Source organism: Vibrio penaeicida (assembly GCF_019977755.1).
GTDB classification, from domain to species: Bacteria; Pseudomonadota; Gammaproteobacteria; order Enterobacterales; family Vibrionaceae; genus Vibrio; species Vibrio penaeicida.
In genome coordinates this window covers 1-14,047 of sequence record NZ_AP025146.1, presented here as the reverse complement: position 1 = coordinate 14,047, position 14,047 = coordinate 1, and the positions used below count along the sequence as shown (strand labels likewise).

Genomic DNA, 14,047 nt, shown 5'->3' with positions numbered 1-14,047 from the left:
TTAATATGGTTTCGCTTATTAGTTGTGATACTTCACTACTAATAGGCGAAATTATGCGTTCTACAATTACCTCTACACTAGTTCCCATCCTTCTTGGACTGTGTTCAATGGGTGCGGCATCTTCGGAAACACCGACTCAACTAGACATTCCTGATTCGAAAGAGCTTATTCAAGAAATCACAGATTTAGACACATGCATAGACAACAGTGTTCCATATTTTTCTGAAAATCTACTCAATATTGGTTCTGACGGTTATGTAAACCTCAATTCGAACTTCACGACTCTAATCAACAATTGGCTGGATTTACTTAACCAGACACAACTAAGTACCAGCAATAAGTTGGACTGTATTCAGAAGTCCGTTGAGCGCGTCCGTCAGCAAAGTAAATAAGGAGTCACTATGAAGCATCTTGCCAGAATTGAAGTGGCCATCTCTGAAAAGAAAGAGTCATTAAAGTCATTAGAAGAAAAATATAAGAGCTTGGATATTAATGACTGCACTGACCAGCTCGACCGTTCACAAGTTAATGAGGAACGCGACCGAATCCAAGCATTGATCAACCAAAAAAACGCCTCGCTAATCCAATGCGAAAGAGTAAAGGTTTTCCTTTCAAGCAACCCTGATTTTGATGATTGTTGCCTTGAATGTGGTGAAGAGCTGAACCTAAATCGCCTAGAGAAGTTTCCTGAAAAGTTACGCTGTATTGATTGCGAAAAATAGCCCATTACTTTCGTTGGAGTTACTTGCTGTGCTTGTCGGCTTGGTAGGCACAGTTACTTTTAGGTCTCTCACACCGTTCAACAGGTTAGAAAATGGAAAAAATTTTGGTGCCAGTCATTGCTCTATACCTAATGTTAGACTTTGACATGCAAGCAACAATATCTACGCTAAAGAGATTGAAAACGTCAAAGAGCGTAAGAATCATACTTGCTGCAAATAATGAACTGTCGTCATACCCAGAGCTTCATAAAGCAGTATCAAGGTTATTGAGATACAAACCTCAAACATACACTTTGGCCTTGCACCCTTCATTAAACGACCCTTACTACCTTCATGCGTTGGTTAACCGTTCGACTCACAACAAAAGCATTAAAACCAGTCACGCTTTAATAATCTCTACAGCCAAAAATGCATGCAATGTAAAAGGCGATTCCAAACGGTTAACGGAGATCCGTAGCAAGCTTGATTTGGCCGTTTATTTGAATGAAAGGGAGGAACGCAGATGATTAAAGTATCAAGACAAGATTTGGAATTTAAAGTATCAACCTGCCCTCCCCCACCTATCTTCTATCAATTAAGACCGATAGCAATCGAGGCAAGTTGTTTTGAATACCAATCCCAAAAAGAGGGATTCTACTTGAGTCATATAGCTCCTAAGCAGGACGTCTCGGTTGAATCACTAATATCTTTCTTGTACTCATTTGAAAGAATTTGTGTGAATAGAATGGCGATGGATAAGTCACATATGATTCTAGTTGAGTTAGCAATTCACCTTGGTATGAAAATTCCAAAAATCATAATACCCCGTTCTGGTGAAAGTCAGCACTATACAAGTGCTGTTGTGACAAACGTTGGATACAGCTCTGTAGAGTTAGTTGCAAAACGTGGTGGCAAAACAGTAAAGATTTTCAATGTGCCTCCTGAGTTAATTCGAGAAGCAATTATCAGTAACCTAAAAAAATCTAACGTCCAACATAGGGATATTCCTTGCCCTAATCAGCTTTCGTTTTTCGACTGAATTTTTTGGGTCACATTTTACTACCATGCAATGCTTACGACTTATAAGCCTGATACCGGTATCTTTTGGAAAAAACGGCAGTGATTCCACCCATTCCCCAATCTCTGATACCGGTATCTTTTGGAAAAAACGGCAGCGACTCCACCCATTCCCCAATATCTGATACCGGTATCTTTTGGAAAAACGGCAGCGACTCCACCCATTCCCCAATATCTGATACCGGTATCTTTTGGAAAAAACGGCAGCGATTCCGCCCATCCCCCAACCTCTGATACCGGTATCTTTTGGAAAATTTAATTTGAATGTTCTCGGGTTTACTTGTCGGCTCTTTGTTGCATGTGATTATAAAAATGCCAATCAAAGAGGAAAACAAAATGAACTTTATGACAACGTTCGCTGAGTTTATTCAGCAATCAAAAGGCATGGAACTGAACATCAAATGTATTGACCCTGCTGCTAATCAATTCTCTCTATTCATTATGCCTGTGCCTATGGCATGTGATAAGCAGACCGACCAAGTGAAAGAGATTACTCATGCTTTGAACTCGCCAATCCGTTTAACAGGTACACCACAAGAGATAGATGAAGCACTTTCTCAGAACCTACCTGATTTAACCACCACCCGAATGACCGCTTGCAGTAACTTGGATGAAGTTATTAAGGGGCTGACCGCCAAACCTAAAAAAACCCAAAAGAGAAGCAGTGGAAAAGCCAATGATAAACCAAAGACGGCTGATAAGACTCCTATGCTAGAACAAGCTACAACAAAGAGCGATGACAAGGCGACTTCTGAGGTCGGTAAAGAAAATAGCAATGTAGGCAAAAAAGACACTGCAAATGAAGTTTCCAAAGCCGAATCGTCACCTAGCCCAGAAAAACCAGACGCTGATTCTGAACCGCAACAAGTTCAAATGTTTTAAAAAAGGAGAATGTTATGACAGCCATTGTAGAAAAAGTAATTCGCCAATTCCGATATGGTGGAATGGTTTTACAAGACCTTTTCCCAGAGATTACAAATGCAAAAGAAGCATTGACAGAAAGTTATGGTAAGCAGTACCCAGAGCTACATTTTTGTGAGCTTGGTGTAGGCAATGACATTGATGGAAAACTGGAATTTTGTGTTATCAAAAAGTCATTAGGCACTAAAGGGTAAACAAATGAACCTTGAGAATCGAGTAGCTGAATTGCTTTCGAGTCAACGAGACAAAGGTGAAATGGCAATGGAAGAAAATTCTTCCGTTGCCTCAAGTCTTAAAGTGGCTAGTGATCAAAACAGTAAAGATACGTCAGTAACACCACATAACTTTGACCAGAATTTACTGCCTCCCTGCATATAGGTTTACTATGTTTTTAACACCCTCTATTACAGCTCAAAGCTCTCATGCTACACAATTGAACATACAGTCATACCTGAGTAAAGAAGCCGCTAGAATCAATGAATTTGAAGCTGTATTAATTTGTTTGCTCGGTGCTGACAACGATGAAAAGCAACCAGATTTACTGCTTTCAAATATGATAGATGACATTTTAGATCGTTGTTCTGAGGGGGTTGAATGCTCTTATGCTCATGACTTGATAAGCTCGATGACATTAACAGTAGATGGGCTATCTGACGAGTTCGAAAATCGTGGAGCGTTCACTCTCAACGCTGAGTTTGATTTCAGTACCATTAAATTTAAGCTTGATCCTAACCAGTCTAGCTATGGATACCTAACATATAGACTTCTATCCGCCATTAGTTACTCCGCTATGACGATAGACACTGCTCTAGATTATTTCTATGTTCAAGAAAAGGAGTCCCTCCCATATATATTTGAAGCCAACGTTCAACGAGACGATGGAAAACCTCTGACAAAAGAGGACTTGCCCGATAGTCTTTGCTACGCATTGAATGAGGAATACGGACTAGATCCCGACACAATCCTTGGAATGGTCGATTTGGCAGAGCAGTATGATTCTGCCTTTGGTGAAAACGGGACTCACCTTATCTATAAGAAAGACTCTTTAGAAGCAGAGTATCAAGATCTAAATGACCCAGAGTTTGTTGCACTAATCGAAGCGCTGGATGACGTTGAAGCTGCGCAAAAGAAATTGCATTCAGAACTACAGAAGATCAATGAGTTCTTTCACCAAGATACTGAGTTTGCGCCATTACACTTACATACAATCGTTACCACTGATTCTGAAATTGAAAATTTTCTATATGAGCAACTCACAAGCCAAGCTTCAATGAACGCAGAAGAAGTCGCGCAAACAATTGCTTTGAAAGATAGAGCTGATTTGGAAAGGTATCTGACGATAACAATTTCGGAGTGTTGTCAGGTGGCGAAAGTCATTGATGCTTATAACCGTTATGCGAAATCAAAAGGACTTCCACAATGCAAATAAACACTCAAAAAAAGGCTGAATCGGCAGGCATTCATTTTCAACCAAAATTAGCTTACGTTGTACATGAATCGCCAAATCATAGCCCGAAGAACATTGTCACAGCACATGAAATTAATCAGCTAGGGGAGTTGCAGTCAGGAGAAGTGATGCGAGAAAGCCACTTGGATCAATTAAGAGCATGTATTCCGAACGCCAAAATTCAAATCCTCCCTGAAAACATTCTTGTTTCTGTATCAAACATGCTCATTTTCTATGTGCCGCAAAAGCCACAGTTATTTCGAATTTTGGATCATTCAGTTTCACTGGGGTATCGCCAGTTTATGTTACCTATGCCACCGCATATCATCTATGTAAAAAACCAGAGTGGTAAATTCTCTATTGGAGGGTTCGCAATAAAACAAACCAATAGAGGTCAGATTGATTCAAATACAAAGCTATACCATTCGCCTACGTTTAATACCTACAAGGCCAACGGAAATATGTGCATTGGCAGCGTAAAGATAAAACATAACCTCGAAGTGGAAAATATTGAGCACTGGGTTGAATCGTTCTTTTCTTCGGTTGGTTCGAACCTAAAGCATGACGTAATCGTGAAAGAGAAGTCAGAAGATAATATTCAACAGATGCTGCTTGGTCTTAATCATAAAACTCACTTTCCTATGAACTGGCTTAAAGAAACGGGTTCTACTTTTGGTCAATGGTTAGAAAATCAAGGTGAATGACGATGACAGCATTTTCGATTGTTCTACATGGTTCCGCGACTTTCAAATCCCTTGCAATGCAGAATTTCAATGCCGTGTTTAAGTATCTAGATAGTATGACTAAGTATAGGTTCGACCTATTCTTACTTGATTCACCAAGTACGGAGACGATTGTTGGCGAGAGCCATTCAGCGCAAGGTTACTATTTTGACTTTGAGGCGGGCTTAAATAGTGACATAGCAATCATAAATCGCTTCAAGTTAGGTCAAAACAACTTTGCGGTAAAACGATGTAATATGGAGAATATTCGCAATGTCACTTCAAAAACTGTTTACGTGATCTGCCAGTCGGATTTTTCTTCTGATTTAATGCTGCTCAGACCATCACTGCACAGTACGTCCTATCAAACTCGAAATACACGATACGTGACCCTATACAACGATCGTATTGAGGCTTGTGACTTTGAATCAATCAATCTAACGCCAAGCGTGTTAAAACCAGAAAATAGTGCTATTGGATTGACTGTAGCTGCAAAGCTAATAGAGCGAGCAACGAGCAAGGGAGAGCTTCTGTCACCTATCCACCTGCCCATTTCAGCCTAGAACAGCCCAAAAATGATTATCACTTTTCGCTTATTTAGGTATAGCTTGGTGAATAGGTGATGCAATATGGTTAATCCAAAACAGGTCAACTTAAAAAATGTCGATTACATCGACTGGTATGTTCTTACTTCAAACCCATATCGCTTGGTTGGCCGCTTGATAATAGAGGACTGTTATTCAGTCATTCGTAGAAGAAACAAACTCATTGATACTCCCATTGTCCTGCCCGTGAACAATGGATTTGGTTGTCTTGTTGAGATCAACAGTGAACGTTATTTCTCAGTGCCTGCTAGAAATTGTAGCCTGCACAAAGACACCATTGATGCTAGGTTCTGGAAACAACGCTTTGAACATCATGCCATTGAACAAAGGATGATTTCGTTATGCGCGTACTTACAGGCGAACCGTTATGGCCTTATTCCTCCGCTACCAAACCACAAAATGACTATGTGCGATAAGTTCAAGTATTATGAAGTCATGGCCATGCTGTGCTATATCAGCCAAAGTAGAATGGCTTGCAAACTTTTCCCATGTATCGCAACTCGAAATCACTCAAACTACCGAGAGATTTCAAAATCCCAATTTTTCGCCTGTATAGATACATTCGATTTTAAACATGAAAAGTCTGTCTTTGAACAGCTCATAGAGCTGACGGACACATTTCAACTCAGCTTAGACCAAGAGATTTTAAGAGATTTGGAATCTTTCTATTCAAGAGTAAAAGATAACGTCTTTGCTAATGCTGACAGAATTGAGAACATTAACCAGGGGAGGGGAGTTACTCATAGGAATGTTATTGATTTCATAAGTGCTTCCCCTTTAGTGCAATCTAAGAGTCGCTAGAGGTCATTGAGACAATGATCCTATGATTAGAGCGTTGGTAAAGCCGCCAACCTGAAATGGCTTGAATCTTTAATTCAAACCCATTTATCTCTAGCTTCTCTGTGAATGATGCTAAGTTGTCTTCTTTGATGTGGCGGTTGTAAGAACCTCCCTCACTAGACCATTCAAAAATCTCTATCTTGTCCATTTTCTTCAATAGTAAATAATTTAGTTTGATAGACCAATCTTAATCCGGTTGGGCTAACTAATACGGCATCTGATTTCTGCTTGAACTCTGTTCCTTTGAACAACGACTTAGCTAAGGCGGAACGCAGATTTAGGTAATCGTTTAGTTGATAGCCACTCTCTGAATAAACCTCAAGAAATCGTTTCCAATTCATAAACATTACGTGAGCAATGATCGGGTCGGTTTTGATGCGGTTTAGTGCGTTTCTTTTTACAGGAAGTCCATGCTCTGTTAATGCCGCTGAAATTTCGGGCAGAGTGTAGCACTCTTTCGCACCATAGCTGCTTGCAAGGGTCATGTTAACTTCAGTAGCAAGTTTCAACACAAAATCCCTTTGTTTTGAACATACAAGTGTCTCTATCAGTTTCATCATTGTCCTTACTCCATTTCATTCATTCCTTTGAATAAGCGAAAAGGTTTCAACAATTGTCGGGCATCTATCAAGTGGGAATATTTAGATGAAACGAATAGGAGAGGGTACTTATGTTCAAGGTTAGCATTCCCAAAAGCGTATTAAACGAGTCCCACCAAGTAGTAAAAAATTCTTGTAGTGAAGATTCAATTCAAGAAGGCTCAACCAAGTTCAATTATCTTAAAAGCTGTGACAATGCGCTACGAAACCACCTTGGGGTAGTAGATGGTGTACTCGCAATTGACAGCAGCCCTCAGAAGATTCTTGATGACGAATTTTCGTTGTCGTTAGGATTGGGGCAACAATTGAAACTCACGGATGAGTGCTCTGACTTAGTACCTCATTTACGTATGTATTCAACTATTCCAAATTACGTCAATTTTCAAGTAAGCCAATTACCCAAAGAGTGGCATCAGATTTGGGGGATTGCTATGGCAAGACTTCTGGATTCAATGTACGGATTTATCACTAATTCAATCACCGAAGTATTCAGAGATGAAGACTTAATTAAAAAGGCAACCAATCAATCAAATCCAATATCCTCTAATGAGTTTATCGATGTCTTGTCTGAGTACCAAGATGATATTGAAGATGAATTTTATGATCAATTCATTGGATTTATAGAGGAATACCGCCCGTTTCTTAAAGGGTTATTCGACAAAGACTTGCGTTCAAGTTGGCAGAATAATGTGGACAACTTAGATGAATCAGCTCTGGAAGAACTAGATTCAATTTTGACCAGAATTGAAGCGTCAACCCACAAAATGAAAGATGCCAATGTCACTCAACTAGAAATTGACTACACCCGAAGCCCTACCACATTAATCACTGTACTTCTCAGCGAAAGAGAGATTGAAAATGAAACGATTCAAGATCGTTGGGAGGACTACAACAACGACCCTTTGCCAGTTGCCATTGGGCTAATTCCTTCCCCTTCAAGCAACATCAAAGGTTATTTAGAGGCGTTTATTGAACGCATCGCTCAACTCGAAAATCTCATTCAATTTTTCAACAAACTTTCTGAGGAATAGGCATGAACACACCTACAACAGACGCTCAACTCTCTGAGATATTTGAAACCGAGTACAAAGCCATAAACACAAAATTGAGTAAGGATTCACGTTCAGAACTATCTGCAATTCCAGTGAAAAATTATGAAACTAAGAAGCTCCGTTTTAATGCGAGGCTAAGAAGCACACCGATACAGATAGACCCAATGGTGTTGCCACCTGCTTAATTGTCGGTTGGTAGGTTCGAAGTAAAGTAACAATATCGAACACAACGAGGGCTTGAAGATGACCAACTTGGAATTTTTAGAACCACATACCTCTTTACATGACGCTCATATAGATTTGACCATTTTCGAGAAAGTGGAAACAGTCTCTGCGTTGCTTCTGCATGACGTTAAAACCAATCAAGGCTCTCAAGTCTTTATGACCGAACACACCGTCAGAGAGGGTGAACTAGGCAGTCCAAAGAATGTCAGCCTACCCTCCGTGATTAACCACTTATCAAGCCATTTAAACCGTACTGAACGCTCATCATCAAGGAAGATCATTGATGGTCGCATTCTTTACCGAAGTTCTAGTGAGATATTGTTTTATACCCCAGCAAAGCACTACACCATGACATTTCTAGATAACTCGAAGAAAAACAACAGTCATAGTGTACCAATGCCAGCTCATGTGATGTTTTATAGCGATGGAAAATTGCGTTGCTATGCCATTAAGAGCAGTGAACGCCCAACAGAAACCACTGAGCTATTCATATCGCCTATACCAAACCTATATATGGGTAATGACTTATGCTTCGGCACAAATAAACACCCTAGTATGGATAGCAATCAACTCGTTGATGAACTGATTGATATTGCCTTTTCTTCTGTGTCTAACGGAACACATATCAATAAACCATTGAATGACATTTCAAGCTTTGAACTCAACCGTTACCTGATCAACTCAAAGCACAATGACAGCTTCGATCATGCCCAATTGAAACCGCTTAACTATACAGTCAAATTTGTATTGGAGAACCTTTAATGAATACGAACACTTTAGTATGTCCACTGGAATACCAGAAACGTCCCATCCGTATTTTGCAAGTAGGAGCAGGGGGCAATGGGGCAGCATTTACCAATTCAATTTATCGACTTCACACCTATCTGACAGAAATGGGGCATGACTTCGGTATCGAACTTTTGGTAGCCGATGGAAGTACAGTGAGTGAGACGAATACCCTACGTCAAAATTTTTGGGCAGCAGACGTTGGCTATAACAAAGCTAGTCTTGTTGTGAACCGCTTTAACCTTTTTGGTAGAAAGACCCAATGGGACTCAATCGAACGTCATTTAACAGCAAGTGAAATTGCAAAGTTGATGACTGATGATTACGACATTCTTGTTACGTGTGTTGATTCAGCCAAGCTTCGAGCACAAATCAGTGACGAAGCAAAAAAACTGCGAACTACGAGTAAAGCTTTGTGGCTCGACCTTGGTAATGAACGTGATACAGGAAACGTGTTTTTTGGTCATGTATTTTCAACACAAGTTAGGGATGCAGTCCCAAATGTCGTTGACCTCAACCCTGAAATTCGTGATGTGGTTGATAACCCAAAACGTTCGTGTAGCGCAGCCGAAAGCTTTAATTCGCAAGGCGTACTGGTGAATGCCATGTGTGCCAATATCGCAGCCAAAATGCTGAACCAGTTTGTCACGAAAGGCAGTCTCGACTATCACGCTGTCTACTTCGATTTCAGTAAGAATTTTGAAACCACAGTCATGCCAATAAACCCAGACATTTGGGCATCGTATTTCGGGTACTCAAAGGCTGCCTAGCAGCCTATTGAAGTGCGCCCTTGTCGGCTTGCCAATCACTCTTAAATTAATAATGAAACGAGTCATGGAGAAAACCAATGAAGATCATTATCAAGAAAGTTAACCTTATTGCTGCTCTTGCCACACCAACAAACTGTACTGGAAAAAGTGATAAGGCTTTCTCTGAGTGCTTAAAGGTTGAAGCGCAAGGCAATACCATTAAAGTCAGTGCCGTTCACAACGGGCTAGAAGCCAACCTTTTTTGTGTTGCCGAGTCCATCGAAGATTTTCAGCCCTTTGTCGTAGATGCAAAGCGAATCTTTGATTTGGTGAAAACCTACGATGCTGAAAAAAACATCAACATTTCTTTGAACGAAGAACAAACCAAACTGATTTTTAAGTCAGGTCGATCTCGCCATACAATTGAAGTTATGCCCATTGAGGGCTTTCCAGTAACACAAGCATTCAGAGAGGGGCATAGCCACATTAAGGTCAAGCTGTCCATTTTGAAAGATGCATTGACTTCTGTGGCGTGGGCAGCGACTCAGAACCTAAATAAACTCCCTAGTGACCGGATGTTTTTGGGATCAACGCTAATGAAGATAGAAAAGGACTTCGTTTCTATTTTCTCGGCTGACGGTCTGAAATGTTGTGAGGCGAAATTCCCATGTGACATTGTAACGTCAGATACCCCTGATTTACTGATGCCAAAGCGAGTAATTGACTTGCTCAGTAACTTCTCAGCCTACTCCGATCTGGAAGTTGAATTAATGTTCAACAGTTCCCAAGTTCGTTTGATAGTACCTCAAGTTGGGATTCTAACTTCCTCTGTATGTTGCCAAATGTACCCCGACTTACAAACCAAAACCCAATCAGAACAAGTGATTGCTTGTGAAGTAAACAGCACTGAGTTTCGAAGCGCAATTCGTAGATTTGCAGCAGGTGTGAAAGAGCAAGACAAAGTTGGATTAGTTATGGAGTTCAAAGCCAACGAGCTGACGTTACAAGATCCAAAGTCAGGCTCAAAAGAAGTCCTAGATGCTGACCTAATCACTGGTGAAACCAGTCAGTTTAATCTACAGCTCAAGATGATTCGTGACGTTACTACTCAACTAGACGGTGAAACCCTAGTGGTTGGCGTTAACAAGGAAAGTTGGGCATTTGTCGCTCCAAAGGACTCAGAATACAACACCAAATCTTGTTTTTTGCAGTACAAGCTTTAATCGGTCAAATGCCTTACTCAATAGGGTAGGGCATTGAATAAAGGCTAACCCTCACCATTCAACCGACATTCCTACTCGATTGTGCGAGTAACAGAAATATAGGGAAAAGATATGTCCAAATTAATCTTCACAAGAACGCAGGTTCAAGAATTATCCAACTTTTGCAATGACAACAACCTAGAGACATTTTTCCTAGCGAAAGATAATGGAATTTATATCGCAGCTACGGTCGGAAGTAACAAAGACAACACATTTAAAAATTGTGTTCAATTTGCGGAGGGGTGCGACCCCGATCAAGATGAAGCTGTATATGGGGATTGGTATGAGAACGCTAGAGACTTAGCAGGGGGGGACGACATTGGCGAGTACCTAGACGTGTCGATTTTACTTGATGTCCTAAAGCAAGATAATTGGAAAAACTTCGTTATAACGTTGACCCAAACACAATTGACAATATCAATTGCATTATGATTTCTCTGAGGTACTGCGAACCGTTACTGGTAAAGAGCAGTAATGAGTAATCAGCATAGAAAACAGCTCTAGCAATTCGCTAGAGCTGTTTTTGTTTATAGCTCGCTTACAAACTTTAGAATAAGAGCTTCAAGATCGGCTTTGTTCTTTTTGCTTAACCGTTTAGCGGTAAGAGTTAAATCACTATGCTTGCTATGGGCTTTCTCAGTGAGTTTGACTGTCTTACTGCTCTGATTAAACAGAATACGTGAAGTAGTGAGGGGCTCTGCCTCTGCGTTTAAAACGTTTTCCGTAACGTACGCCTTAAAACCATTTACAAAGTCTTTGTTGTTTGTATTTTCGTCACATGAGAAATTCGCAACGACCTCTTCAATCTTTTTGCCTAATTTTTCAATCTCACTTTGCTGACGTACAAGAGCCGTTAGATCAGTCTTACTTAATCTATGCTCATCTGGTGCTCGTCCAACAAGAGCAGGGTGGAGTGATTCGAATTTGGAATACACCCTATAGGTGTTATACGAAACCCCTACAGACTTAAAGAATGCTTCTACCTCTTCCTTGGGTGTTTGTTCATCTTTTGTGAATTTCTTTCCTAGTCTAAGGCCGGCTTCTTCTGCGAGTTTTAACCAATGCTTGAGGCTTTGCAAAGGGGTACGACCAAGCTTGGCCAGATCCATCAAGTCATACGATTGATAGTGGAAAATACTAAACTCTTTGTCTGTCACGTAGATACGGAACGGACGGTCAGTTTCTATATAGTTATAAGCAGAGAAGCGGCGTAAGCCATCAAATAGGTAAATTGTATCGCCTACGCGATAGCCAAAAGCAGCCTCTTTTTGTCCATTGGGCAGCGTTTCCATAATGTCGGTGACAACATGAGCTGGCAATATTTCATCAGTACGGGCGTTTAAAGGTGAAATCTTAATGATGTTTAAGGCTTCATCTCTTGGGATATCCTCAAGGTTGAAGATAAATTCGTCCGACTCACCATTAAGGTTTGCTAGGGAATAGGTTACGGAAGTCGCACCTTGCTTAATTGCCTCTTGAACTTCTTTTCGTTCACCGGAAACCTGCTCAGAACGGCGCTGAACTAGCTCTTTACGTAATGATGAGAACTCTTCGTTGGCCTCAAAGTTTTTGAGCTGACTTTCAATCTTAGTCGCGTCTGTTTGCTTAACTCGGTTGCCCTGATTTAGACCAATAAAGCTACGCTTGAGGTCTTTTTGTAACTTCTGAGAAGGCAAAAAACCAATAATCTTTTCGATTTCTTCTTGTGTTGCAGCTTGAAGGTACTGGCGGTAGTGAGCCGCATTTACTTGCATTGTCGAAGACATAATTACACCACTGCCTCTTTACTGTAGATTTTGTATAGATGCTGATTAAATGAGTTCCAATCGTCTAATGCTTTGGTCATGGCATCGTCGCAATCTTTTGGTAGATAGCTGTATAACGTCTGGCTTTGCTCGCTGATCTTTTCGTAGCACTCGCGGCGGTGCATTTGATGAGGGAACACATGGATTCCGAATACACTGTTGTAGTCGTGCAATACATTATTCGAGGCGTCACTTGTCTTGTACATTTGCGGTAACACATCGAGGTAAGGTAGGCCCGGGTGTCCATGTAGCTCTTTAAATTCCTTAAAGTGCTTAAATACTTCACGCCCGAACTGAATTGTAGAGTCAGCATCCATCGCTTTTGTTGGGGCTGGAATCACAATATGTTCAGAAGCATAGACGAGCGATTTAATGAAGGTGTTGTTGTGAGGCGCACCATCGCAAACAATCAGGTCGAATTCCTCGGACATAAGATCAAAGAACAACTCTTTGACCAGTTTCACTACACTCTTACCACTGTATTTCCCTTCATCTTGTTTCTCTAGATCAGTTAAGAAACCTTCAAACTCGTTATCTGACGAAAGTGAAAGGGTGTACTTGAGGTTAGGAATAAGTGAATCACGCACAATTTCGTTTAAAACAAATGCTTTACGCGACTCAATATCATCTGGGTCGAAGAACTCGTCATAGCCGCCCATAAGGTAGCGGAACAACGTTTTATCAGACTGATCATTGATGTATCGACCATCAAGGTACTTGTGGACACCCGATTGAGGGTCAAAGTCCACCAGCAATACACGACACTCAGCAAAATCCTTTATCGCAGCAGCAACGGCGATGTGGACCGATGTCGATGTTTTAGCAGAGCCACCTTTCTGGTTGATGACAGATAAAATGTGCGCGCGATGGCGGCGGAATTTCTTGACGATCTTGCCTTTGCTTTTACGCTTTGCGTCTTTTTCTATGCGGCGGCATGTCTCGATAACCTTATAGATTTGCTCAAGGGTATAGTGATAAGCGCCGTTTTTGTCATATTGGTAGCCAGTCGCATCTTCAGCAGCTTCTTCGCCGTACATTTCGACCATAGTTTGCTTAATTTGAGGAATGCTCGAAGTTAGGCTTGCTGTATTTGCTTTACCAACGGCTTCGTAGAAGTCTTTTCGAGTGAACTCACGAAATTCTACTTGAGGATATGCTTCGCTCATCTTCTGTTGGAAATTAAAATCCTCTTGAAGACCTGCTTGCCTGGTTTTTCTCGCTTCAGCGTTTTGTTCAATTAAATCTAAATCTACCAT

At 40.8% G+C, this 14,047-nt stretch carries 20 protein-coding genes; 17 read left to right on the top strand and 3 right to left on the bottom strand.

The window, feature by feature from the left end; translation table 11 throughout:
• Positions 1-53 precede the first annotated feature (53 nt).
• From LDO37_RS28870 to LDO37_RS28820, 11 genes are all read left to right on the top strand, one after another.
• A complete protein-coding gene (locus LDO37_RS28870) occupies positions 54-392 on the top strand; it encodes a hypothetical protein (RefSeq protein ID WP_126605903.1) in 339 nt (112 codons plus the stop codon).
• Between the two features lie 9 nt (positions 393-401).
• Positions 402-722: a TraR/DksA C4-type zinc finger protein gene (locus LDO37_RS28865; RefSeq protein WP_126605904.1), complete on the top strand. Its 321-nt coding sequence runs from the start codon at positions 402-404 to the stop codon at positions 720-722.
• 92 nt (positions 723-814) lie between these two features.
• Positions 815-1,228: a hypothetical protein gene (locus LDO37_RS28860; RefSeq protein ID WP_126605905.1), complete on the top strand. Its 414-nt coding sequence runs from the start codon at positions 815-817 to the stop codon at positions 1,226-1,228.
• On the top strand, positions 1,225-1,740 hold the full coding sequence (locus tag LDO37_RS28855; RefSeq protein WP_126605906.1) for a hypothetical protein: 516 nt from the start codon (positions 1,225-1,227) through the stop codon (positions 1,738-1,740). Before LDO37_RS28860 ends, LDO37_RS28855 begins: the two co-directional genes overlap by 4 nt.
• Positions 1,741-2,114: 374 nt before the next feature.
• Positions 2,115-2,660, top strand: coding sequence for a hypothetical protein (locus LDO37_RS28850; protein WP_126605907.1), 546 nt, complete (start codon positions 2,115-2,117; stop codon positions 2,658-2,660).
• Positions 2,661-2,674: 14 nt separating this feature from the next.
• Positions 2,675-2,893: a PRTRC system protein C gene (locus tag LDO37_RS28845; protein ID WP_126605908.1), complete on the top strand. Its 219-nt coding sequence runs from the start codon at positions 2,675-2,677 to the stop codon at positions 2,891-2,893.
• 4 nt (positions 2,894-2,897) lie between these two features.
• Positions 2,898-3,077 carry a hypothetical protein gene (locus LDO37_RS28840; RefSeq protein WP_022614883.1) on the top strand — a complete coding sequence of 60 codons (180 nt, stop codon included), beginning with the start codon at positions 2,898-2,900 and terminating at the stop codon, positions 3,075-3,077.
• A 7-nt stretch (positions 3,078-3,084) separates the two neighbouring features.
• Positions 3,085-4,128 (top strand): hypothetical protein, encoded by a 1,044-nt coding sequence (locus LDO37_RS28835; protein WP_126605909.1) that lies wholly within the window; start codon positions 3,085-3,087, stop codon positions 4,126-4,128.
• Entirely contained in the window at positions 4,119-4,850 is a 732-nt protein-coding gene (locus LDO37_RS28830; protein ID WP_126605910.1) for a hypothetical protein, read from the top strand. The genes LDO37_RS28835 and LDO37_RS28830 overlap by 10 nt, the downstream gene beginning before the upstream one ends.
• Before the next feature lie 2 nt (positions 4,851-4,852).
• Entirely contained in the window at positions 4,853-5,431 is a 579-nt protein-coding gene (locus LDO37_RS28825; protein ID WP_126605911.1) for a hypothetical protein, read from the top strand.
• Positions 5,432-5,497: 66 nt separating this feature from the next.
• Positions 5,498-6,274 (top strand): hypothetical protein, encoded by a 777-nt coding sequence (locus LDO37_RS28820; RefSeq protein WP_126605912.1) that lies wholly within the window; start codon positions 5,498-5,500, stop codon positions 6,272-6,274.
• Between the two features lie 164 nt (positions 6,275-6,438).
• On the opposite strand, the gene LDO37_RS28815 is transcribed toward LDO37_RS28820, so the two are convergent.
• A complete protein-coding gene (locus LDO37_RS28815; RefSeq protein ID WP_126605914.1) occupies positions 6,439-6,873 on the bottom strand; it encodes a DUF6559 family protein in 435 nt (144 codons plus the stop codon).
• A 110-nt stretch (positions 6,874-6,983) separates the two neighbouring features.
• Between LDO37_RS28815 and LDO37_RS28810 the strand changes: the two genes are divergently transcribed.
• The 6 genes from LDO37_RS28810 (at position 6,984) to LDO37_RS28785 (ending at position 11,418) form a co-directional block, all read left to right on the top strand.
• The gene (locus tag LDO37_RS28810; RefSeq protein ID WP_126605915.1) at positions 6,984-7,943 is read left to right on the top strand and encodes a hypothetical protein; all 960 of its coding nucleotides are present in this window, start codon (positions 6,984-6,986) and stop codon (positions 7,941-7,943) included.
• Between the two features lie 2 nt (positions 7,944-7,945).
• A complete protein-coding gene (locus LDO37_RS28805; protein WP_126605916.1) occupies positions 7,946-8,149 on the top strand; it encodes a hypothetical protein in 204 nt (67 codons plus the stop codon).
• A 58-nt stretch (positions 8,150-8,207) separates the two neighbouring features.
• The gene (locus tag LDO37_RS28800) at positions 8,208-8,951 is read left to right on the top strand and encodes a hypothetical protein (RefSeq protein WP_126605917.1); all 744 of its coding nucleotides are present in this window, start codon (positions 8,208-8,210) and stop codon (positions 8,949-8,951) included.
• A complete protein-coding gene (locus LDO37_RS28795) occupies positions 8,951-9,745 on the top strand; it encodes a PRTRC system ThiF family protein (RefSeq protein ID WP_126605918.1) in 795 nt (264 codons plus the stop codon). Before LDO37_RS28800 ends, LDO37_RS28795 begins: the two co-directional genes overlap by 1 nt.
• A gap of 77 nt (positions 9,746-9,822) precedes the next feature.
• Positions 9,823-10,947 carry a beta clamp domain-containing protein gene (locus LDO37_RS28790; protein WP_126605919.1) on the top strand — a complete coding sequence of 375 codons (1,125 nt, stop codon included), beginning with the start codon at positions 9,823-9,825 and terminating at the stop codon, positions 10,945-10,947.
• A 111-nt stretch (positions 10,948-11,058) separates the two neighbouring features.
• Positions 11,059-11,418, top strand: a complete 360-nt coding sequence (locus tag LDO37_RS28785) for a DUF3085 domain-containing protein (protein WP_126605920.1) — start codon at positions 11,059-11,061, stop codon at positions 11,416-11,418.
• 95 nt (positions 11,419-11,513) lie between these two features.
• Here LDO37_RS28785 and LDO37_RS28780 read toward each other — a convergent pair whose 3' ends face one another.
• Both LDO37_RS28780 and LDO37_RS28775 read right to left on the bottom strand, forming a co-directional pair.
• Positions 11,514-12,752: a ParB N-terminal domain-containing protein gene (locus LDO37_RS28780; protein ID WP_126605921.1), complete on the bottom strand. Its 1,239-nt coding sequence runs from the start codon at positions 12,750-12,752 to the stop codon at positions 11,514-11,516.
• Between the two features lie 2 nt (positions 12,753-12,754).
• Entirely contained in the window at positions 12,755-14,047 is a 1,293-nt protein-coding gene (locus tag LDO37_RS28775; RefSeq protein ID WP_126605922.1) for a ParA family protein, read from the bottom strand.